The following is an 18819-nucleotide window of genomic DNA, read 5'->3' on the forward strand; positions in this document are numbered from 1 at the left end:
GCTCCCGGTTCAATGCCGCAACAGGCTGCGGGTGAGGGCGATGCCGAGCACGGTCATCGCCAGCGAACCCGCCAGGTGCGCCGCCACGTGCCCGCTGAACCACAGGTATTGCTGGCGCAGCAGCAGGGTGGCCGACTCGGCCGAGAAAGTGGAGAACGTGGTCAGCCCGCCGAGGAAGCCGGTGAACACGAACAGCCGCAGTGCCGGTGACAGTGCCTGGAAGTGGTCGAACAGGCCCATCACGCAGCCCATCAGCAGGCCGCCGGCGAGGTTCGCCGCCAGCGTGCCCAGCGGCAGGGTGGGGAAGACGGGGTTGAGCAGCACGCCCAGTCCCCAGCGCAGCCAGCAGCCCAAAGCGCCGCCGATGCCGATTGCCACAAATCCGTTCCAGCTCACGTGCACGCCTCCCGACAGTGAAAGTGTCCGGCTGCCGCGGCGGCAGGCACGCCTGCGCCGCCGGAAGCCGGTGGTGCAGGCATCATCAGCTTCGACGCGGGCGCGGGAAGCGGTTCGTGCCGGCGCCATCGCGGGTGCCGCAACGGGAGGCATGCCATCTCCGAGCGGCCATCCTAGTCGATCCGGCAGCCCCGACGTCAAGCGCGGACATCTATACTGCCCGGCCCCGTCGATGACCCGTGTCTCCATGAATCCACCCCGCCATCCCGTGCGCCGCCGCCTGCCGTGGCTGCTGGCCGCGCTGTCGATGATCGGGCCGTTCTCGATCGACGCGGTGTTCCCGGCGTTCCCGCTGGTCGGCGCGCATTTCCGGGTGGACGACACGGCGCTGCAACAGCTGGTCAGCGTGTATCTGGTGACCTATGCGGCGATGAGCCTGCTCCATGGCGCGATCTCCGATGCACGTGGGCGCAAGCCGGTGATCGTGGCGGGCCTGGTGGTGTATGCGCTGGCATCGGTGGGCGCGGCGCTGTCCACTTCGTTCGCGATGCTGCTGGCCTGCCGCGCGCTGCAGGGCATGAGCGCCGGCGCCGGCATCGTGGTGGGACGGGCGGTGATCCGCGACAGTCTCGAAGGCGCCGACGCGCAACGGCTGATGTCGCGGGTGATGATGATCTTCGGGGTGGCGCCGGTGATTGCGCCGATGGTTGGCGCATGGCTGCTGCCGCTGGGCGGCTGGCACGGCATCTTCTGGCTGCTGGCCGGCTTCACGCTGCTGCTGGCCGTGGTGTTCCAGGGCAGCTTCCACGAGACGCATCCGCCGTCGCGGCGCATCCGTTTCGCGCTGCGGCCACTGCTGGCCGGTTACCTCGGGTTCGGCCGCGACCGGTCGTTCTGGCCACTGCTGGTATCCAGCTCGGTGAATTTTGCCGGGCTGTTCCTGTACATCGCCTCGGCACCGCGCATCGTGCGCGAGTTGCTGCAGTTGTCGGCGCAGGGCTTTCCGTGGCTGTTCCTGCCGGTGGTGGCCGGCCTGATCGGCGGTGCCTGGCTGTCCGGGCGGATGGCTTCACGGTGCAGCGCGAAGTTCACGGTGAGCCTGGGCTATGCGGCGATGCTGCTGGCCTGCGCGCTGCACCTGCTGCTGGCGCTGGTGCTGCCCGCGCCACGACTGCCATGGTCGATGCTGCCGCTGGTGCTGCACGGCATCGGCGTGCAGTTGGCGTTCCCCACTCTCACGCTGCTGCTGCTGGATCGTTTCCCGCACCATCGCGGGGGGATTTCCTCGGTGCAGGCGTTCGCCAGCTTGCTGTTGTGCGGCTTCGTGGCCGGGGTGATGTCGCCGCTGCTGTCGATGAGCATGCTGCCACTGGCGCTGGGCGCGTCGGCGTTGACGGTGGCCGGCGTGCTGGCGTGGTGGTGGTATCACCGCATCACGCGCCAGTCGCTGGACCGGCCGCTGGCCGACACCGGCACGGCGGCGGCCATGCAGGCGGAGATGGCCGAGCCGCGCTGAAGGTGCGGGTCAGGCCGGCGATTCCGGCAGGGTCGCCGGGTTGCGCACCACCGCATCCCCCGCCATCAGCACGGTAGCATCGGCCAACGCGCGGACCAGCGACGGCGAGCGATAGCTGCCGTCGGCGAGCCAGCGTTGCCAGACCGAGTCGTCCACCTTCTCGTTGACGCCGGTGCCGAGCCGGCGGTCGAACGGCGGCTTGAACTCCTTGTAGATGCCGGCCATGAACTCCGCGTACGAGTTGCGCGGCACGCCGCTGTCGGCGTCGCCTGCCGGCACGAACAGCGTGTTGCAGGCCAGGCCGGCGTCGATCGCCTTGCGCTGCAGCCACGCCAGCGGCAGGTCGGGCAGCGGGTCGGGCCGGCGCCCGGCGCCGTCGCGGTCGTTGCCGCCGCCGACGTCGGCGTGCGCGCCGATGAACCAGCGCTGCTCGATCTCGATCTGTTCGAGCTTCTTCGAGGTCAGCGTCTCGCCGGGCTTCACCGTGTACGGGTTGCGCGTCCACACCGTCGGCGCGAAGTCGGCGCGGTGCTCGTCCAGCGCCAGCGCCTGGTAGGCGTATTTCACGATCTTGCTGAGTTCGGTGTCGTGGAACTGGTAGCGCTTGCGCGCGAACGGAAACCACGAGGCGGTACCGGGGATGCCGAGCGAGCCGACGGTGTCCCATACGCCGATGAAGTGGATGTCGATCACGGTCGAATGGCTGGCGCGGAATGCCACCGCCAGCGGGTCGTCGGGCCGGCTGGCGGCGTCGCGATAGAAATCGTAGGCGGCGGAGACGTCGGCTTCGGCCACGCTGCCGTGGGTGTCGCAGCGCAGCAGGCCGCACTTGCGGATCAGCCCGCCGAGGCTGCGCGCGGTATAGGCGCCGCGGCTGAATCCGAACAGGTAGAGCAGGTCGCCGGGCTGCCAGGTTTCGCACAGCCAGCGGTAACCATGGAGCACGTGGTCGGACAGGCCGTAGCCGAACGCACCGCCGAGCAGGTGGGTGATGCCGGGTTTCACGCCCACGCCCGGGATGTAGTTGACCAGCTGCGGGTTGCCGGCGGCATCGCGCGGCGCGATCAGCTGGCGCAGGCGCTCCACGCTGGTGTTCGATTCGGGCTTGTTCCAGGTGCCGTCGAACAGCAGTACCAGCCGGCGTGTGGCCATGGTGCCCTCCAGCGCGGTGCATTCGGGGTTGCCGATGGCGACTCTAGGCCCCGTCGGCTGGCCGGGCCAGTGCCGGAAGCGGCGCGCAGGCGTACCCTGTGCATTTCCACATCGCCAACGGGCGCATACCACGGGCATGGACAGGCAGGTACAGATCGACCAGGCGCGGGCGTTCCGCCGGATGCACGATCGCACGGCGATCCTGCTGCTGCCGAATGCGTGGGACGCGGGCAGCGCGCGGTTGTTCGCGCAGCGCGGTTTCGCGGCGATCGCCACCACCAGTGCGGGCGTGGCCTGGTCGCTCGGCTATGCCGACGGCGAACGGGCACCGCTGGCCGAGGTGCTGGCGGCGATCGCGCGGATCGTGCGGGTGGCCGGGCTGCCGGTGACGGCGGACATCGAGACCGGCTACGGCGAGACACCGGAGGCGGTGGCCGCCACGGTGCGCGCGGTGATCGCGGCCGGCGCGGTGGGCATCAACCTGGAAGACGGCCGCCCCGGCCACGGTCCGTTGCGGCCGGTCGGGGAAGCCGCGGCCCGCATCCGCGCCGCGCGCGTCGCCGCCGACGCAAGCGGCGTGCCGATCGTGATCAACGCACGGGTGGACCACTGGCTGCAGCACGCCACCGATCCGGCCGCGCCGCTCGCCGACGCCGTGCAGCGTGCGCAGGCCTATCGGGCGGCAGGAGCGGACTGCATCTACCCGATCGGGCTGGAGGACCGCGCCACGCTGGCTGCGCTGGTGCAGGCCATCGACGCTCCGGTCAACGTGGCCGCCGGCGCCGGCATGCCGGCGCCGGCCGAGCTGGCCCGACTCGGCGTGGCGCGCGTGAGCACGGCCACGCGCTTCGCCACGCTGGCGCTGGCAGCGGTGGACCGCGCGGCGACGGCGCTGCTCGACGGCGGCCGTTTCGATGCCCTGGCGTCCGCGTTCACCTATGCGGACGCGCAGCGGCTGTTCGCGCCGCCGTGAACCGACACTTACCCCAAGGAGATTTCGATGACCAAGAGCCGTGTTGATTACCGCAAGGCCGCGCCCGAGGCATTCAAGGCGATGCTGGCGCTGGAGGCGGGCGTGCAGCGTGGCGGCCTGGAGCATGCGCTGATCGAGCTGGTGAAGATGCGCGTGTCGCAGATCAACGGCTGCGCCTATTGCCTGGACATGCACAGCAAGGATGCGCGCGCCGCCGGCGAAACCGAGCAGCGACTGTACCTGTTGTCGGCGTGGCGCGAGGCGCCGTGCTACACGGCGCGCGAGCGCGCGGCGCTGGCGTGGGCCGAGGCGGTCACCCTGGTGGCCACCAACGATCTGCCTGATGCGCTGTACGACGAGGTGCACGCACAGTTCGACGACAAAGGCATGGTCGAGCTGACCCTCGCCATCATCGCCATCAACGGCTGGAACCGTCTGGCGATCGGTTTTCGCGCAGACGTGGGCAGCTACCAGCCGAAGCCTGCGGCTTGAGCGTGGCGCGGACGGCACCGCAGCCGGGCGTGTCCGGCCGCCCCGTGGCGCTGGGCCGCGCGTTTTACCGGCGCGATCCGCGCGAAGTCGCTCCCGACCTGCTGAACAAGGTGTTGCTGAGTGCGGACGGCCGCAGCGGCCGCATCGTGGAAACCGAAGCCTACTGCGGGCCGCTGGATCCGGCCGCGCACTCCTGGCGCGGCCGCACGGCGCGCAATGCGACGATGTTCGGCGTGCCGGGACTGCTCTATGTGTACTTCACTTATGGCATGCACTGGTGTTGTAACCCGGTCTGCGGCGAGGAAGGCGAGGGCGTCGCGGTGTTGTTGCGTGCATTGGCGCCACTGACCGGACTGGCTGCGATGCGTGCGGCGCGGCCGGCTTGCCGCAGCGACCGCGACCTGTGCCGCGGGCCGGCGCGGCTGTGCCAGGCCATGGGCATCGACCGCACGCAGGACGGCATCGACCTGGTCGACGGCAGCGGCGGTTTCAGCATCGTCGACGACGGCGTGCCGCCGCCTGCCGTGCCGGTGGCCACGACGCGCGTGGGCATCACCCGGGCGATCGAGCAGCCGTGGCGCTGGTACGTGCCGGGCGATGCGCACGTCTCGCGTCGCTGAACGGGGTGTGGCGGTTGCCGTGGCGACCACGTGGGGTTGACGACGGCTTGATCGGACGGGGTACACGGTGGCCGGGCGTCACCCGTCCATTGCGGAGTCCTTGCCATGCCTTATGCATCCATCGGCGAACTGCCCGACAGCGTGCGCGAGCACGTACCGAAACACGCGCAGGAGATCTACAGGGCGGCGTTCAACAGCGCCTGGGACGGCTACGCCGACAAGGGCGAGCGCCGCGGCCGCGAATCGCGCGAGGAGGCCGCGCACAAGGTGGCCTGGGCCGCGGTCAAGAAGAAGTACGAGAAGGGCGCCGACGGCGACTGGCACGCGAAGTAGCGTTGGGACCAGGGTTCGGGACTCGCCCCTCAGGCGTGCGGCAGGCCGCGCGCCGTGAGGAATTCGCGGGCGTTGCCGGCGTCGCGCTCGAACCAGGCGCGGGCCGAGCCGAGCCGGAAGGTGTAGCCCCAGGCGTCCATGTCGGCCATCAGGCGATCGCGTCCCACGCCGGGAAGCTGATCGGCCAGCACGATCTGCAGGTAGCAGGTGGCGTCCTCTTCCTCGACCGAGTCGGTGGCGTCGGTATGGACGTCCGGGCGCCGTTCCGCCGGCAGCACGATCAGGTGACCGGCTTCATGCAGCAGCGAGTGCACCGGGGTGTCGTCGCGGGCATAGACGGTGTTGCCGATGATGCCGGCCTCGGCGTCGCCCCAGAAGCTGCCGGGGATCGGTTCGTCCGGCATCACGCGCCGAAGCTGCAGGCCGAAGCGGCCGAGCAGGGCCGCCGGCGCGTCGAAGCCGATCTGGCCCACGCGCAGCACGGTGCTGGCCGGGTCGGCGGAAGCAGGGTGGGTGTCGGGGTGCATGGGCGGGCGCGGCGGGCGCTGGCGGTTCGGATGGCGAAAGGGGCCGGGCGGCGCGGCGCCGCCCGGCAGGCGTGTGCGACGGCGCGCCGGCTCAGCCGGTCTTGGCTTCGCCCTTGGTTTCGCTCCGCGCGCCCGGTTTGCTTTCCGGCAGGGTGACCGAGAGCTCCAGGATCTCCTGGCCGCTGTCGCGCTCGACGTTGATGTTGATGGCGTCGATGTCGACCTGGACGTATTTCTTGATCACTTCGAGCAGCTCGTTGCGCATCATCGGCAGGTAATCGGGTGCGCCGCGGGTGGAGCGTTCCTGCGCCACGATGATGCGCAGGCGTTCGCGCGCCACGCTGGCGGTGGCTTCGGGCTTGCGCTTGAGGAAATCGAGGATACCCATCGTGATCAACCTCCGAACACGCGCTGGAGAAAGCCTTTCTTCGGCACGTCGATGAAGCGCAGCGGGCGCTCCTCGCCGAGGATGCGGGCCACGGTGTCGCTGTAGGCCTGGCCGGCCTGCGAGTTGGCGTCGACGATCACCGGGATGCCGTTGTTGGAGGCGGTCAGCACGTTCTCCGACTCGGGGATCACGCCGACCACGTCGATGCCGAGGATTTCCTCGACGTCCTTCACGCTGAGCATTTCGCCGATGGCGACGCGCGCGGGGTTATAGCGGGTCAGCAGCAGGTGCTGGACGACCGGCGTCTCGCCCTTCTCGGCGCGCCGGGTCTTGCTGGCGAGCAGGCCGAGGATGCGGTCGGAGTCGCGTACCGAGGAGACTTCCGGGTTGACCACCACGACTGCGTGGTCGGCGAAGTACATCGCCAGGTGGGCGCCCTTCTCGATGCCGGCCGGAGAGTCGCACACCACGTACTCGAAGCCGTCCTCCGACAGGCTGGTGAGTACCTTCTCCACGCCTTCCATGGTCAGCGCGTCCTTGTCGCGGGTCTGGCTGGCGGCCAGCACGTAGAGGTTGTCGTAGCGCTTGTCCTTGATCAGCGACTGCTTCAGCGTCGCTTCGCCGTGCACGACGTTGACGAAGTCGTACACCACGCGCCGCTCACAGCCCATGATCAGGTCGAGGTTGCGCAAGCCGACGTCAAAGTCGATCACGGCGGTTTTCTTGCCGGCCATGGCCAATCCGGTGGCGAGGGAGGCGCTGGTCGTCGTCTTGCCGACGCCGCCTTTGCCGGAGGTGACAACGATAATCTCAGCAGTCAAGGGCCCATCTCCGCGTGGTTGTTCTTGTTGTGGGTGGTTACAGCCTGGCGATCAGCAGCTTGTCGCCTTCGAGCCAGCATTGCACGGACTGGCCCTCGAGGTCGCCGGGAATCTGTTCGAACACGCGATACTGCCCGGCAATCGCCACCAGCTCGGCGCGAAAGTCGGAGACGAAGATGCGTGCCTTCTCGTCACCCTGCGCGCCGGCCATGGCGCGGCCACGCAGGCTGCCGTAGATGTGGATGTTGCCGTCGGCGATCACTTCGGCGCCGTTGGCGATGGCGCCGGTGACGATCAGGTCGCGCTCGCGGGCATAGACCTGCTGGCCCGAGCGCACCGAGCCGGCATGGTGCTGGGCGCCCTGCATGCCGCCGGCCGGCGGCGCGGACAGGATCGGCTCGTGTTGCACCGCCGCTGCCGGTTCGGCGCGCGCGGCGGACTCGGCGGCAGGCGCGCCGCCCTGGGCCGGTTCGTAGGCGGCGCGGAACTTGGCGATCAACGGCAGGCCCATGCGCCTGGCCAGCGCCTCGGTTTCGCTGGTGCCGTAGGCCAGGCCCACCGGCAGCATGCCGGCGCTGCGCACGGCTTCGAGCAGCGCATCGACGGCGCCGTCATCGGGCAGCGCGGGCAGATGGCTCAGGTCCAGCACCACCGCGGCGCGGGCGAACATCTGCGGCGCCGAGCGCACGCGGCGCTCCAGTTCGTCGCACAGCGCGGCGGCGTCGACCCGGCGCACGCGCACGCAGGCAATGCCGACCTGGCCGAAGCGCAGGTCGCAGGCATCGGAAGCATCCACTCGTGCATTCATGGGCGCCGCTCTCCGGCGAGGCGGCGCGGGATGGAGTCATGCAGGGAGGGGCGTTCGCGTTCGGCCAGCCATGGCACGTCGGGCAGGCCGCCGTGTTCGAGCCAGGTGTCGCGCACGTAGGCGTAGCTGGGCAGGTCGCGGGCCAGCAGGCTGACCTGCGGGCCGTGCTCGCCCATGCGCTGCTGGCCGACCTCCTGGAAGCCGTAAGTGCCGTGGAACAGCACCACCACGTCGTCGCGCGGCTCCAGCAACACCTCGCAGGTGAGCAGCGGCACGCGCACCTCGGCGTAGCTGTGCACGTCGCAGTAGAAGATGCGGCCCAGGCCGTGGCGGCGGTAGGCGTTGGCGATCACGATGCGGTCGATGTAGACGAACTGCGGGTAGTGCTCGGCGAACCAGCGGTAGTTCGGGCTGGCGTAGTCGCTGCCTTCGCGCAGCGCGATCAGGAAGCCGGCCAAGTGGCCGTCGATCTCGGCCACGCGGAAGTACTCGGCGTGTTCGTGGAAATAGCGCAGTTGGGCTGCATCGAGGGCGAGGATGGAGCGGCCGGCGGCGTTGTTGAGCGCCAGGACGGCATCCAGGTCGTGCTCACGCACGTCGCGGATGGCAAGGGCCATTCGTTGCTCCGCAATGGTGGATTCGGGGGCGAGGTCAGGCAGCGGCCTCGTTGCAATGGCCCATTATGACATGCGCCCGCGGCCCTTACACCTCGCAAGGGCACATGTAAAAGCTTCGTAAAGCGGCGGGTCCGGCGGCGGGCATGACTTCCCGCGCATTGCGTGGGCGCCGCGCTTCGCCAATGATGCGGGGCATGCAGTTGTCCAATTTCAATCATGTCCGGTTGCTGCGCTACGCCGGGTTATTCACCTACCTGTGCGTCGGCACGCCGTTGATCACCAACTGGGCGGCCGAGCGCGTGAGCCTGCTGCACCGCCCCAACTTCGCGCTGCTGCTGTGGACGCTGTGCTACCTGTTGTTCGGGTTGCTGTACTGGGCGGTGACCAGCAATCTCGGCTCGCGCCGTTACCAGGGCCTGCGCCTGCTGGGGCTTGTCGCGATGAGCATCTTCGCGATGGCGGTGGGCTGGTACAGCCACAGCGGCCTGTCGGCCATGCTGATGGCGATCAGCGCGGTGGCGCTGCCGTGGCTGCTGCCGGTCTGGCTCGGCGTGCTCTGCATCGTGCTGCAGAACCTCAGCCTGGTCGTCGTGTTCGTGAACTTCCCCGAGTACGACCACAGCGTGAGCCTGGCCTTCCTGCAGACCAGCATCTATCTGGGCATCTCCGCGCTGATGTACATCGCATCGATGGCGGCCAGCCAGCAGGCCGAGCAGCGCGAGGTGCAGCGCCGGCTGAATTCCGAGCTGAGGGCCACTCGCGCCCTGCTGGCCGAATCCAGCCGGATTGCCGAGCGCATGCGCATCGCACGCGACCTGCATGACCTGATCGGCCACCACCTGACCGCGTTGAGCCTGAACCTCGAAGTGGCCAGCCATCTCAGCAACGAGGCGGCCGGCGCGCACGTGCGCAAGGCGCAGGGCACGGCCAAACTGCTGCTGGCCGACGTGCGCGAGGTGGTCAGCGAGTTGCGCCAGGACGACGCGATCGACCTGACCCAGGCGCTGCGCAGCCTTACCGAGGGCGTGCCTGGCCTGAACGTGCACGTGATCATGCCGCCGCGCTTCAGCGTGGAGGACCCGCGCCGCGCCCAGGTGCTGCTGCGCTGCGCACAGGAGATCATCACCAATACCGCCCGCCATGCCGGCGCGCGCAACCTGTGGCTGAACTTCGCCTATGCAGGGGAAAGCCTGCTCGGCCTGCATGCGCGCGACGACGGCCGCGGCGCCGAGAACGTCGAGCCCGGCAACGGCCTGTCCGGCATGCGCGAGCGGCTGGCCGAATTCGGCGGCAGCGTGACGCTGGATACCGCGTTGAGCCAGGGCTTCGCGCTGACCGTGCGGCTGCCGCTGGACGAGCACACCGCACTGGCGCACGCACCGACGCGGCTCGAGCCGCCGGCGCTGGATGTGTCGTAATCTTGGCGGCGCGCACGGCGTGCAAAAATGCGTCGGCGTCGGCAGCGGGCCGGCTTGCCGGCTGTCAACATCACCTTCCTTGAAGTCAGCCTAGCCCGAGGATCCACGATGATTTCCGTTTGTCTCGTCGACGACCAGAATCTGGTGCGCCAGGGCGTCCGCTCGCTGCTGGACCTGGCCGAGGACATCCGTGTGGTGGCCGAGTGCGCCGACGGCGCCCAGGCCGTGCAGGACATTCCGCGGGTCAGGCCGGACGTGGTGCTGCTGGACCTGCGCATGCCGAACATGAGTGGACTGGAAGTGCTGCAGACACTGTCCGCCCGCAACGAGCTGCCGCCGACCATCATCCTGACCACCTTCGATGACGACCAGTTGGTGCTGCAGGGCCTCAAGGCCGGCGCGCGCGGCTACCTGCTGAAGGACGTCTCGCTGGAGCAACTGGTCGAGGCGGTACGCACCGTGGCCGGCGGCGGCTCGCTGGTGGCGCCGATGGTCACCCAGCGCCTGATGGCCGGCGTGGCGCGGATGCAGAACAGCTTCACCAGCCTGGAGCAGCCCGATCCGCTGACCGAGCGCGAGACCGAGATACTGCGCCTTCTCTCCGGCGGCTACAGCAACAAGGAAATCGCCAACTCGCTGAAGGTGGCCGAGGGCACGGTGAAAAACCACGTTTCCAACATCCTGTCCAAGCTCGGCGTGCGCGACCGCACCCGCGCCGTGCTCAAGGCACTGGAAATGGGCATCGTCTGAAGCAGGCCGGGCGTCGCCGGGCCCTGCTTTTGGCCTTCCGGACGGGGCAATGCCGGCGATAGCGTTCCAGCCCGCGAGCAAGTAACATCGCTTCCTTCGGCGTTTGCCGACCCCCTGCCATGGCCCTCGGGAAGACCTCGGGCAGGCCCGCGCGGACGGCTGGGGCAACACTACCCAGGTATGGCGTAAAGACGCTTCGGAGAACTCTGGAATGATGCGTGTCTTTGAATTTCTGGTTGCCTTGGTGATCGTGGTGGTCATCGGCGTCCTGGCAGCCGTGGTCATGCCCGGCAGTGGCCATGTGGAGCGCCAGCTGGTCATCGGCAAGGACATGCGGCAGGTCTACGACGTGCTCGACAACTATCGGCGGCTGCCCGACTACTCGGTGCTGCGCTCGTTCGACCCGAACATCCAGTTCACCTTCTCCGGCAAGGCGTACGGCCCGGGCGCCGAGATCAGCTGGACCAGCAGCGACCCGAAGGTCGGCAGCGGCGGCCTGACCATCGCCAGCGCCACGCCGGAGTTCGACAAGATCGACAGCAACACCAAGAACGCCAGCATCGTCTGGAACCTGGACAACAGCTGGCGCGGCCTGGACAAGCATTTCACGCTGGACCTGGAGCGCCAGGGCAGCCGCGGCCAGCTGACCCAGGTCACCTGGTCATATGACGTTTCCTATGGCTGGAACCTGATCAACCGTTTCGCCAACCTGTACATCCATGGCGAGCCCGACTCGTTCATCCAGTTCAGCCTGAACAACCTGCAGAACGTGCTGGCCGGCGTGCCGAACATCGACTACAGCCAGCTGATTCCGTACATCGAACAGACCCAGCCGACCCCGGTGCTGCTGGTGTCCACCTCGATCCAGCGCAAGGACGGCATGGAGGCGGTGGAAGACGCCATCGCCAAGGCCAACACCGAGATCCAGGCGGCTGCCAAGAAGCTTGGCGTGAACGTCACCGGCTCGCGCATCCTGATCACCACCAACTACGGCGACCAGACCTACAGCTTCGACGTGGCGTTCCCGATCGACACCAGCACGCTGACCATCAACGGCCAGAGCGAGCAGCTGACCGCGGCGACTCCGCCGTCGCTGGATGCCGCCGGCGCACCGGCCGAGGCCAGCAGCGCGGCCGCTGCCGCGGATGCCAACGTCGCCGTCGGCAGCCGCGACCGTTACGGCCGCCTGGTGGTGGACGGCAACGTGCGCGCCACGCTGGCCTTCGGCGGCGCGGCATTGAAGGGCGTGTGGAACGGCACCTTCGCCGGCGTGCCGCAGACCCGCGACATGCTCAAGGCCTACGCGCAGACCCACGGCTACAAGTACGACGACGTGGTCAACCGCGCCTACGACGTGATCGCCACGCCGGAAGTGAAGGATGCCGGCGGCAACATCACCCGCTATGCGAAGTACAACGTGTTCCTGCCGCTCAGCAACGCGCCGCAGCAGACCCCGGAGCAGGAAGCCGGCCTGCAGCCGCCGACGCTCGACGAGGCGGCGCCGGCAACGTCGGGCTCCGCTCCGGCCCCCGCCGGCAGCGCCGCTGCGCCGGCCGAGGCGGCCAGCGCCGGCGAATAAGCCGGGCGCTGCGGCAACGCATCGAAAGGCCCTTCCGTCGGAAGGGCCTTTTTCTTTTCGGGTCGCGGGACGGTGTCTTGCGGTACATTGCAAGGCGGTTCGCGGCGCCCCGGCAGGGTTTCCCGTACCCGACGCGGCATGCCGCTCCAGCCCGCTACCGGACATGATCGAGACCGACCAGCTCACCCGACGCTATGGCAACCTGACCGCAGTGGACGCGCTGAGCATTCGTGCCGAGCCGGGCCAGGTGCTCGGCCTGCTCGGCCCCAACGGCGCGGGCAAGTCCACCGCGATGCGCATGATCGCCGGGTTCCTGGTGCCCACCTCGGGCAGCGCGCGGGTGTGCGGGCACGATGTGATGCGCGAGCCGCTGAAGGCGAAGCGCGCGCTTGGCTACCTGCCCGAAGGCGCGCCCAGCTACGGCGAGATGACCGTGCGCGAGTTCCTGCAGTTCATCGTGCGCATGCGTGGGCTCGGGGCCGAGGCGGGTTATCGGCACTTCGACGCGGTGGTGCAGCAGCTGCAGCTGGAGGAAGTGCTGGGACTGTGCATCGACACGTTGTCGAAGGGCCTGCGCCGGCGCGTCGGGCTGGCCCAGGCGATCCTGCACGACCCGCCGGTGCTGATGCTGGACGAACCCACCGACGGCCTCGACCCGAACCAGAAACACACGGTGCGCCAGCTGATCGACATGATGGCGCGCGACCGCACCATCCTGGTTTCCACCCACCTGCTGGAAGAAGTGCATGCGCTGTGCAACCGGGTGGTGATCATCGCGCGCGGCAAGCTGCTGGCGGATGCCACGCCGGCGGAGCTGGAGGCGCGCTCGCGCTACCACGGCGCGGTGTCGTTCAGTGCGCCGGGCAGCGGCATGTCGCAGGAAATGCTGGGCCGCCTGCCGCAGGTGGCGGCGATCGAGGTCGATCCGCTGGACGGCCGCATCACGGTGTTCCCGAAGCCGGGCGTGCGGATCCTGGAGCCGGTCGAGACGCTGCTGCGCGAGCAGGGGCTCGAGGTGTCGGAGATTCAGCTCGAACGCGGCCGGCTGGACGAGGTGTTTCGCCAGATCACTACCGGCGGAGATGCCGCCGGAGGCCGCGCATGAGCCCGCTCAACGCGGTACTGCGGCGCGAACTGCGCAGCTATTTCGTGACCCCGGTGGCGTACGTGTTCCTGGTGATCTTCCTGGTGCTGGCCGGCATCCTCACTTTCTACGCGGGCGATTTCTACGAGCGCGGCCAGGCCGACCTGCAACCGTTCTTCATCATGCACCCGTGGCTGTACCTGATCCTGGTGCCGGCGATCACCATGCGCATGTGGGCGGAGGAGGCCAAGGGCGGCACGCTGGAGCTGCTGCTGACCCTGCCGCTGACGCTGTGGCAGGCGATGCTGGGCAAGTTCCTCGCCGCGTGGCTGTTCATCGGGCTGGCGCTGGCGCTGACGTTCCCGATCTGGATCACCGTCAACTACCTCGGCTCGCCGGACAACGGGGTGATCCTGGCCGGCTACCTCGGCAGCTGGCTGATGGCCGGCAGCTTCATCGCGATCGGCGCCTGCCTGTCCGCGCTGACCCGCAGCCAGGTGGTGGCGTTCATTCTCACCGCGCTGGTGTGCGTGCTGCTGATCCTGGTCGGCCAGCCGCAGGTGCAGGATTTCTTCTCGGGCACCGTGCCGCGCAAGCTGATCAACGCGGTGGCGCACCTGTCCATGCTGCGCCACTTCGAGGCGATCGCGCGCGGCGTGCTGGACATCCGCGACCTGACGTACTTCCTGCTCAGCACGGTCGGCTGGCTGGTCGCCGGCGTGCTGCTGCTCGACCTGAAACGGACGCGCTGACGCCATGCCCCGCCCGCGCCTGCCTCGCCTGCTCACCACGCCGCTGCAGCTGACCCGGCGCGGTGTGCTGTATGGCGCGCTGGTGCTGCTGGTGCTGCTGTTCGTGCCGTTGATCGTGGCCAGCAGCCGCTGGCTGCATGCGTCGCGGGTCGACCTCACCACCGACAAGCTGTACACGCTGACGCCAGGCACGCTGCACATCGTCGACACGCTGCAGCGGCCGCTGCGGCTGACCCTGTACTTCTCCGAGCACGCCACCCGCGACCTGCCGCAGCTGCGCAGCTACGAGCAGCGCGTGCGCGAGATGCTGCAGGAGGTGGTGGCGCGCTCGCACGGGCACATCCGCCTGCAGATCATCGACCCGGTGCCGTATTCCGACGACGAGGCCAGCGCCGAGGGCAACGGCCTGACCGCGGCGAACGGCGGCAGCAACGGCGAACGGGTGTTCTTCGGGCTGGCCGGCAGCGCCATGTCCGGCGGTTTCGAGAGCGAAAGCACGGACGACCGCGTGCCGGAGAAGACACTGGCGATCGCGTTCTTCGACCCGGCCCGCGAGGCCTTCCTGGAGTACGACATCGCCAAGTTGCTGTACGAGCTGAGCCAGGCCAGCAAGCCGCCGATCGGGGTGATCAGTTCGCTGCCGGTGCAGGGCAATCCGCTGCTCGGCGAGCAGCCGTGGACGGTGCTGCAGCAGCTCGGCCAGCTGTTCGACGTAAGGACGCTGGACGCGTCGACGCTGCGGAAGGTCGGCGACGACATCAAGGTGCTGCTGCTGATCCATCCCAAGCGGCTGCCGTCCGACGCGCAGTACGCGATCGACCAGTACGTGCTGCGCGGTGGCCACCTGGTGGTGTTCGTCGATCCCGACGCGGAACTCGACACCTCGCCGTACGCGCCCGACAGCATCACCTTCCCCGACCACGCTTCGGACCTGCCGCGGCTGTTCAAGGCCTGGGGGGTGACTTACGACCCGCGCAAGGTGGTGCTGGACCGCGCCCGCGCGCTGCAGATCGAACTGGCCGGCAGCAGCCTCAACCATCCGGCGATGCTCGACCTGGGTGCGCAGGAACTGAACCGCAACGACGTGGTCACCGCCAGCCTGCAGCGCATCAACGTGTCCACCGCGGGCCACTTCGACCTGGCGGCGGATGCGCGCACGCGGCTGGTGCCGCTGCTGCAGAGCAGCGCCGAGGCCGAGGTGGTACCGACCCAGCGGGTGCTGGATGCCAGCAGCGACCCTACCGCGCTGCTGCAGGACTACAAGCCGGACAACGCGCACTACGTGCTGGCGGCGCGCCTGCGCGGCACCTTCGACAGCGCGTTCCCGGAGCGGGCCGGTGTGGCGGGCCACCATGCCCGGTCGGCGCCGGATGCCGAGGTGATCCTGATCGCCGACACCGACCTGCTCAGCGACCGGCTGTGGGTGGAGCCGCAGACCATCCTGGGCCAGACCATGATGCGGATCTTCGCCAACAACGGGGATTTCGTCACCAACCTGGTGGACAACCTCAGTGGTTCCTCGGCGTTGCTGTCGATCCGTGGCCGCTCCACCTCGCAGCGGCCGTTCACCCGGGTGCAGGCACTGCGCAACGTGGCCGACCAGAAATTCCTGCAGAAGGAACGCGAGCTGGAGCAGGAGCTGGCCGACACCCGTCGCCGGCTGGACGAGCTGCAGCCGGCCAAGGGCGGCCACGCCAGTACCGCCAGCGCCGAGCAGCGCCGCGAGATCGAGCAGTTCCGCCAACGCCAGCTGGCGATCAACAAGGAGCTGCGCGACGTGCAGCACCAGCTCAACGCCGAGATCGACGCGCTCGGCCTGCGCCTGAAGTTCATCAACATCGTGCTGGTGCCGGCGCTGGTGGTGCTGTTCGGCCTGCTGTACGGCTGGCGGCGCACCCGCTACAGCCGGCGGCGGCGTTGAGTGCCTGCACGAAGCCTCGGGGCGCGGCGCGCGCAGGCTCCGGGGCGGCGATCTGCCGCAAGCCCGTGGCGCCGCTGCGGCTGACTCCGCCGCCGCGCGGCATTATGCTGGGCGGTCGCCGGCCGTTGCCGGCGCAGACAGAAGTGCCGGCGCAGTGACCGCAACCTTGCTGAAATGGATCGTGCCGTGGGAGTTCTCGTGGGTGCTGCTCGCGTGCTTCGTGACGGCCGGCGTGCTGTACCTGCGCGGCAGTCGCCGCTTGTCGGTGGGTTTCGGCCGCAGGCTGGCGTTCTGGTGCGGCATGGCGATCATCTACCTGTCGCTGCACACCTACCTGGACTACTACGCCGAGCATGAGTTCTTCATGCATCGCATCCAGCAGCTGCTGCTGCACCACATCGCGCCGCTGCTGATCGTCACCGCGTATCCGGCCACGGCGCTGCGCGCCGGCCTGCCGCTGGCGTGGCGGCTGCGCCTGCTGCGGCCGCTGCAGCGTTCGTGGCCGTGGCGGCTGGTCTTCGGCGTACTGCTCAACCCCACCGTGGCGACGCTGCTGTTCATCGCCTTCATCCTGGTCTGGCTGATCCCTTCCATGCAGACGCTGGCGATGCTGGACTGGCGCATCTACCGCTTCATGAACTGGAGCATGTTGATCAGCGGCTTCGCCTACTGGTCGCTGGTGCTGGACCACCGGCCGCATCCGCCGGGGCGGATGACCGCCGGGCTGCGCGTGCTGTCGCCGGCGATCACCATGACGCCGCAGATCGTGGCCGGCGCGATCGTCACCTTTTCCAAGACCGACCTGTACCCGATCTTCGAGATCTGCGGCCGCGCGTTCACCTTCAACGTGCTGACCGGGCAGCTGATCGGCGGCGTGATCATCTGGGTGCCGTCGGCGCTGGTGGAAACGGTCGGCGGGCTGATGGCGTTGCGCATGTGGCTGCGGCTGTCGCGCAACGGCCGGCTGCCGCGCAAGCCGCCGCACCGGCCCGCCGCCCGCCGCGCGGCCGCGGTCGATGCGACCGTGCCGGACTGAGGGTTTCCGCGGCTCAGTGGCCGTGCGGCATCGCGCCGTGGTCCATCGCCGGCATCGCGTGATCGGCGTGTTCATCGCCGGCGTCCAGCGCATTCGCCGGGCGTGCGATGAAATCGGTGGCCAGCGTGCTGCCGTCGCCGAACCGCAGCGTCAGCGTGACGGTGTCGCCGGGTTTTACCGGCACCTTCGGCTGCGTCAGCATCAGGTGGTAGCCGGCGGGCGCCAGTTCGGCCTTGCCGTGCGCAGGCACCTCCAGCGCGTCGACCATGCTCATGCGGCTCATGCCGCCCTCGCGCGAGCTCCGGTGCAGCATCACCTCGGCGTACACCGTGCTGGCGGCGCCGCGCAGCGCGACCGGTCGGTCGCCGTCATTCTCCAGCGTGACATAGGCGCCGGCCGGCAGCGCGCCGGGCAGCAGGCGGATCCAGGCATGGCTGGCGCGGACCTGGTCGGCGTCGGCGGCGTGCGCGCCGCCGGCCAACAGCAGGCCGGAAAGCAGCAGCGACAGGGCAATCGGCTTCATGGAGTGGCTCCGGTATTGAGCAGCAGATGCAGGTCGTGCACCAGGTCGTCCTGCGAGGCGGACGGCGTGGCCAGCACGCGGGCGCGGCCGTCGCGGTCGAACACGTAGATCGCCGAGCTGTGGCTGACTTCGTAGGTGCCGTCGGCCGAACTCGGCTCGCGGGTGAAGGCGGAACGGTAGCGCTTGCTCAGCGCCTCGACGCTGCGTGCGTCGCCGACCAGTCCGACGGCCCGCTTGTCGAATGCGTTGACGTAGGCGTGCATGATCGCCGGCGTGTCGCGCGCCGGGTCGACGCTGACGAACAGGATGCGCGCGTCGTCGGCCAGCGGCTCCAGCCGCTGCATCACCACGTGCAGTTGCGCCAGGGTCAGCGGGCAGACGTCGGGGCAGTGGGTATAGCCGAAGTACAGCAGCACCACCTTGCCGCGGTAGTCGGCGCCGGTGACGGCCTTGCCGTTGTCGTCGGTGAGCTTGAAGTCGAGATCAGGCATGTGCCCGCTGATGTTGGTCAGCCGGAACGGCAGCGGCTCGCCGCGGTGGCAACCGCCCAGCAGTGTTGCGGCAACCAGCAACAGGCACAGCAGGGCGGGGCGCAGCCAGTGGCGGGGCTTCATGCGAGAATCCTTGGTCTTCATCCGCGCAAGCATACGACACCGACAGTCGGGCCGGGTTCGCCGGCCGAGGACACGAACGCGATGCGACAACCTGCCGATACCCGCGTCGCCGTACTGGTCGGCATCGCCGGGGCCAGTGCCGTGCTGCTGGGTGCGGTCGGCGCGCATGCATTGCGCGGCGTACTCGACGCCCGTGGCGCCGAGTTGTGGCGTACGGCGGTGAGCTACCACGCGTGGCATGCGCTGGCGCTGGCCGTGGCGGCCGGGCTCGGGCGCGGCCGCAGCGGGCGGATCGCGCTGGCGGCGTTCGCCGTCGGCATCGTGCTGTTCAGCGGCAGCCTGTACGCACTGGCGCTGGGTGCACCGCGCGGGGCGGGGATCGTCACGCCATGCGGCGGGCTTGCTTTCGTCGTCGGCTGGCTTGCGCTCGGCTGGAGCCTGCGCACGCGCAACGAATAGTTCTTGCGGATGTCATGCCGCGGTCATGGCCGGCAGCGAT

At 69.0% G+C, this 18819-nt stretch carries 22 protein-coding genes and 1 riboswitch; of the genes, 13 read left to right on the forward strand and 9 right to left on the reverse strand.

The genetic code is table 11. The features are described 5' to 3' along the window. Positions 1–9: 9 nt before the first annotated feature. On the reverse strand, positions 10–396 hold the full coding sequence (gene crcB / locus R5H19_RS11355; RefSeq protein ID WP_318159112.1) for a fluoride efflux transporter CrcB: 387 nt from the start codon (positions 394–396) through the stop codon (positions 10–12). Positions 397–465: 69 nt separating this feature from the next. Next, positions 466–567, reverse strand: a riboswitch (Fluoride riboswitch). A 76-nt stretch (positions 568–643) separates the two neighbouring features. Between crcB and R5H19_RS11360 the strand changes: the two genes are divergently transcribed. Then, on the forward strand, positions 644–1912 hold the full coding sequence (locus R5H19_RS11360; protein ID WP_318159114.1) for a multidrug effflux MFS transporter: 1269 nt from the start codon (positions 644–646) through the stop codon (positions 1910–1912). Positions 1913–1921: 9 nt separating this feature from the next. Here the strand turns inward: R5H19_RS11360 and R5H19_RS11365 are convergent, their stop codons facing one another. Next, complete coding sequence (locus tag R5H19_RS11365; RefSeq protein WP_318159115.1) at positions 1922–3064, reverse strand: DUF2235 domain-containing protein; 1143 nt, start codon at positions 3062–3064, stop codon at positions 1922–1924. Between the two features lie 136 nt (positions 3065–3200). Between R5H19_RS11365 and R5H19_RS11370 the strand changes: the two genes are divergently transcribed. From R5H19_RS11370 to R5H19_RS11385, 4 genes are all read left to right on the forward strand, one after another. Further along, entirely contained in the window at positions 3201–4037 is an 837-nt protein-coding gene (locus R5H19_RS11370) for an isocitrate lyase/phosphoenolpyruvate mutase family protein (protein ID WP_318159116.1), read from the forward strand. A gap of 27 nt (positions 4038–4064) precedes the next feature. Continuing rightward, positions 4065–4529, forward strand: a complete 465-nt coding sequence (locus R5H19_RS11375) for a carboxymuconolactone decarboxylase family protein (protein WP_318159117.1) — start codon at positions 4065–4067, stop codon at positions 4527–4529. Between the two features lie 29 nt (positions 4530–4558). After that, entirely contained in the window at positions 4559–5149 is a 591-nt protein-coding gene (locus tag R5H19_RS11380; protein WP_318159118.1) for a DNA-3-methyladenine glycosylase, read from the forward strand. A gap of 105 nt (positions 5150–5254) precedes the next feature. Further along, positions 5255–5482 carry a ChaB family protein gene (locus R5H19_RS11385; RefSeq protein WP_318159119.1) on the forward strand — a complete coding sequence of 76 codons (228 nt, stop codon included), beginning with the start codon at positions 5255–5257 and terminating at the stop codon, positions 5480–5482. A gap of 29 nt (positions 5483–5511) precedes the next feature. On the opposite strand, the gene R5H19_RS11390 is transcribed toward R5H19_RS11385, so the two are convergent. From R5H19_RS11390 to R5H19_RS11410, 5 genes are all read right to left on the reverse strand, one after another. Then, positions 5512–6009: a hypothetical protein gene (locus R5H19_RS11390; protein WP_318159120.1), complete on the reverse strand. Its 498-nt coding sequence runs from the start codon at positions 6007–6009 to the stop codon at positions 5512–5514. A gap of 91 nt (positions 6010–6100) precedes the next feature. Further along, positions 6101–6397, reverse strand: coding sequence for a cell division topological specificity factor MinE (gene minE, locus R5H19_RS11395; protein ID WP_318159121.1), 297 nt, complete (start codon positions 6395–6397; stop codon positions 6101–6103). A gap of 5 nt (positions 6398–6402) precedes the next feature. Then, a complete protein-coding gene (gene minD / locus R5H19_RS11400; protein WP_318159122.1) occupies positions 6403–7218 on the reverse strand; it encodes a septum site-determining protein MinD in 816 nt (271 codons plus the stop codon). 37 nt (positions 7219–7255) lie between these two features. Continuing rightward, positions 7256–8026: a septum site-determining protein MinC gene (minC, locus tag R5H19_RS11405; RefSeq protein WP_318159123.1), complete on the reverse strand. Its 771-nt coding sequence runs from the start codon at positions 8024–8026 to the stop codon at positions 7256–7258. Then, entirely contained in the window at positions 8023–8643 is a 621-nt protein-coding gene (locus R5H19_RS11410; RefSeq protein ID WP_318159124.1) for a GNAT family N-acetyltransferase, read from the reverse strand. Before R5H19_RS11410 ends, minC begins: the two co-directional genes overlap by 4 nt. A gap of 194 nt (positions 8644–8837) precedes the next feature. On the opposite strand from R5H19_RS11410, the gene R5H19_RS11415 reads away from it, so the two are divergent. The 7 genes from R5H19_RS11415 to R5H19_RS11445 all read left to right on the forward strand — a co-directional run bounded on the left by R5H19_RS11415 (position 8838) and on the right by R5H19_RS11445 (position 17183). Continuing rightward, the gene (locus R5H19_RS11415) at positions 8838–10061 is read left to right on the forward strand and encodes a sensor histidine kinase (protein ID WP_318159125.1); all 1224 of its coding nucleotides are present in this window, start codon (positions 8838–8840) and stop codon (positions 10059–10061) included. 108 nt (positions 10062–10169) lie between these two features. Continuing rightward, on the forward strand, positions 10170–10811 hold the full coding sequence (locus R5H19_RS11420; protein ID WP_318159126.1) for a response regulator transcription factor: 642 nt from the start codon (positions 10170–10172) through the stop codon (positions 10809–10811). A gap of 211 nt (positions 10812–11022) precedes the next feature. Continuing rightward, on the forward strand, positions 11023–12390 hold the full coding sequence (locus R5H19_RS11425) for a polyketide cyclase (RefSeq protein ID WP_318159127.1): 1368 nt from the start codon (positions 11023–11025) through the stop codon (positions 12388–12390). Between the two features lie 163 nt (positions 12391–12553). Further along, positions 12554–13495: an ABC transporter ATP-binding protein gene (locus R5H19_RS11430; protein ID WP_318159128.1), complete on the forward strand. Its 942-nt coding sequence runs from the start codon at positions 12554–12556 to the stop codon at positions 13493–13495. Then, positions 13492–14226 (forward strand): ABC transporter permease subunit, encoded by a 735-nt coding sequence (locus tag R5H19_RS11435; RefSeq protein ID WP_318159129.1) that lies wholly within the window; start codon positions 13492–13494, stop codon positions 14224–14226. Before R5H19_RS11430 ends, R5H19_RS11435 begins: the two co-directional genes overlap by 4 nt. Before the next feature lie 4 nt (positions 14227–14230). Then, complete coding sequence (locus R5H19_RS11440) at positions 14231–16147, forward strand: Gldg family protein (protein WP_318159130.1); 1917 nt, start codon at positions 14231–14233, stop codon at positions 16145–16147. 154 nt (positions 16148–16301) lie between these two features. Further along, entirely contained in the window at positions 16302–17183 is an 882-nt protein-coding gene (locus tag R5H19_RS11445) for a cytochrome c oxidase assembly protein (RefSeq protein WP_318159131.1), read from the forward strand. 13 nt (positions 17184–17196) lie between these two features. Here the strand turns inward: R5H19_RS11445 and R5H19_RS11450 are convergent, their stop codons facing one another. Continuing rightward, positions 17197–17706, reverse strand: a complete 510-nt coding sequence (locus R5H19_RS11450; RefSeq protein ID WP_318159133.1) for a copper chaperone PCu(A)C — start codon at positions 17704–17706, stop codon at positions 17197–17199. After that, positions 17703–18320 carry an SCO family protein gene (locus R5H19_RS11455; RefSeq protein ID WP_318159134.1) on the reverse strand — a complete coding sequence of 206 codons (618 nt, stop codon included), beginning with the start codon at positions 18318–18320 and terminating at the stop codon, positions 17703–17705. The genes R5H19_RS11450 and R5H19_RS11455 overlap by 4 nt, the downstream gene beginning before the upstream one ends. An 81-nt stretch (positions 18321–18401) precedes the next feature. On the opposite strand from R5H19_RS11455, the gene R5H19_RS11460 reads away from it, so the two are divergent. After that, positions 18402–18779 (forward strand): DUF423 domain-containing protein, encoded by a 378-nt coding sequence (locus tag R5H19_RS11460; protein ID WP_318159135.1) that lies wholly within the window; start codon positions 18402–18404, stop codon positions 18777–18779. Positions 18780–18819 lie beyond the last annotated feature (40 nt).

It is taken from the genome of Rhodanobacter sp. KK11 (assembly GCF_033345435.1).
Classification (GTDB): Bacteria; Pseudomonadota; Gammaproteobacteria; order Xanthomonadales; family Rhodanobacteraceae; genus Rhodanobacter.

What these genes read in the sequence shown, in the direction of transcription:
- R5H19_RS11375 (WP_318159117.1), top strand. Translation starts at nt 4,065, where the DNA reads ATGACCAAGAGCCGTGTTGATTACCGCAAGGCCGCGCCCGAGGCATTC.
- R5H19_RS11420 (WP_318159126.1), top strand. Translation starts at nt 10,170, where the DNA reads ATGATTTCCGTTTGTCTCGTCGACGACCAGAATCTGGTGCGCCAGGGC.
- minC (WP_318159123.1), bottom strand. Translation starts at nt 8,026, where the DNA reads ATGAATGCACGAGTGGATGCTTCCGATGCCTGCGACCTGCGCTTCGGC.
- R5H19_RS11440 (WP_318159130.1), top strand. Translation starts at nt 14,231, where the DNA reads ATGCCCCGCCCGCGCCTGCCTCGCCTGCTCACCACGCCGCTGCAGCTG.
- R5H19_RS11460 (WP_318159135.1), top strand. Translation starts at nt 18,402, where the DNA reads ATGCGACAACCTGCCGATACCCGCGTCGCCGTACTGGTCGGCATCGCC.
- R5H19_RS11450 (WP_318159133.1), bottom strand. Translation starts at nt 17,706, where the DNA reads ATGAAGCCGATTGCCCTGTCGCTGCTGCTTTCCGGCCTGCTGTTGGCC.
- R5H19_RS11385 (WP_318159119.1), top strand. Translation starts at nt 5,255, where the DNA reads ATGCCTTATGCATCCATCGGCGAACTGCCCGACAGCGTGCGCGAGCAC.
- R5H19_RS11390 (WP_318159120.1), bottom strand. Translation starts at nt 6,009, where the DNA reads ATGCACCCCGACACCCACCCTGCTTCCGCCGACCCGGCCAGCACCGTG.
- R5H19_RS11435 (WP_318159129.1), top strand. Translation starts at nt 13,492, where the DNA reads ATGAGCCCGCTCAACGCGGTACTGCGGCGCGAACTGCGCAGCTATTTC.
- R5H19_RS11410 (WP_318159124.1), bottom strand. Translation starts at nt 8,643, where the DNA reads ATGGCCCTTGCCATCCGCGACGTGCGTGAGCACGACCTGGATGCCGTC.
- R5H19_RS11415 (WP_318159125.1), top strand. Translation starts at nt 8,838, where the DNA reads ATGCAGTTGTCCAATTTCAATCATGTCCGGTTGCTGCGCTACGCCGGG.
- R5H19_RS11365 (WP_318159115.1), bottom strand. Translation starts at nt 3,064, where the DNA reads ATGGCCACACGCCGGCTGGTACTGCTGTTCGACGGCACCTGGAACAAG.
- R5H19_RS11360 (WP_318159114.1), top strand. Translation starts at nt 644, where the DNA reads ATGAATCCACCCCGCCATCCCGTGCGCCGCCGCCTGCCGTGGCTGCTG.
- R5H19_RS11370 (WP_318159116.1), top strand. Translation starts at nt 3,201, where the DNA reads ATGGACAGGCAGGTACAGATCGACCAGGCGCGGGCGTTCCGCCGGATG.
- minE (WP_318159121.1), bottom strand. Translation starts at nt 6,397, where the DNA reads ATGGGTATCCTCGATTTCCTCAAGCGCAAGCCCGAAGCCACCGCCAGC.
- R5H19_RS11430 (WP_318159128.1), top strand. Translation starts at nt 12,554, where the DNA reads ATGATCGAGACCGACCAGCTCACCCGACGCTATGGCAACCTGACCGCA.
- R5H19_RS11425 (WP_318159127.1), top strand. Translation starts at nt 11,023, where the DNA reads ATGATGCGTGTCTTTGAATTTCTGGTTGCCTTGGTGATCGTGGTGGTC.
- R5H19_RS11455 (WP_318159134.1), bottom strand. Translation starts at nt 18,320, where the DNA reads ATGAAGCCCCGCCACTGGCTGCGCCCCGCCCTGCTGTGCCTGTTGCTG.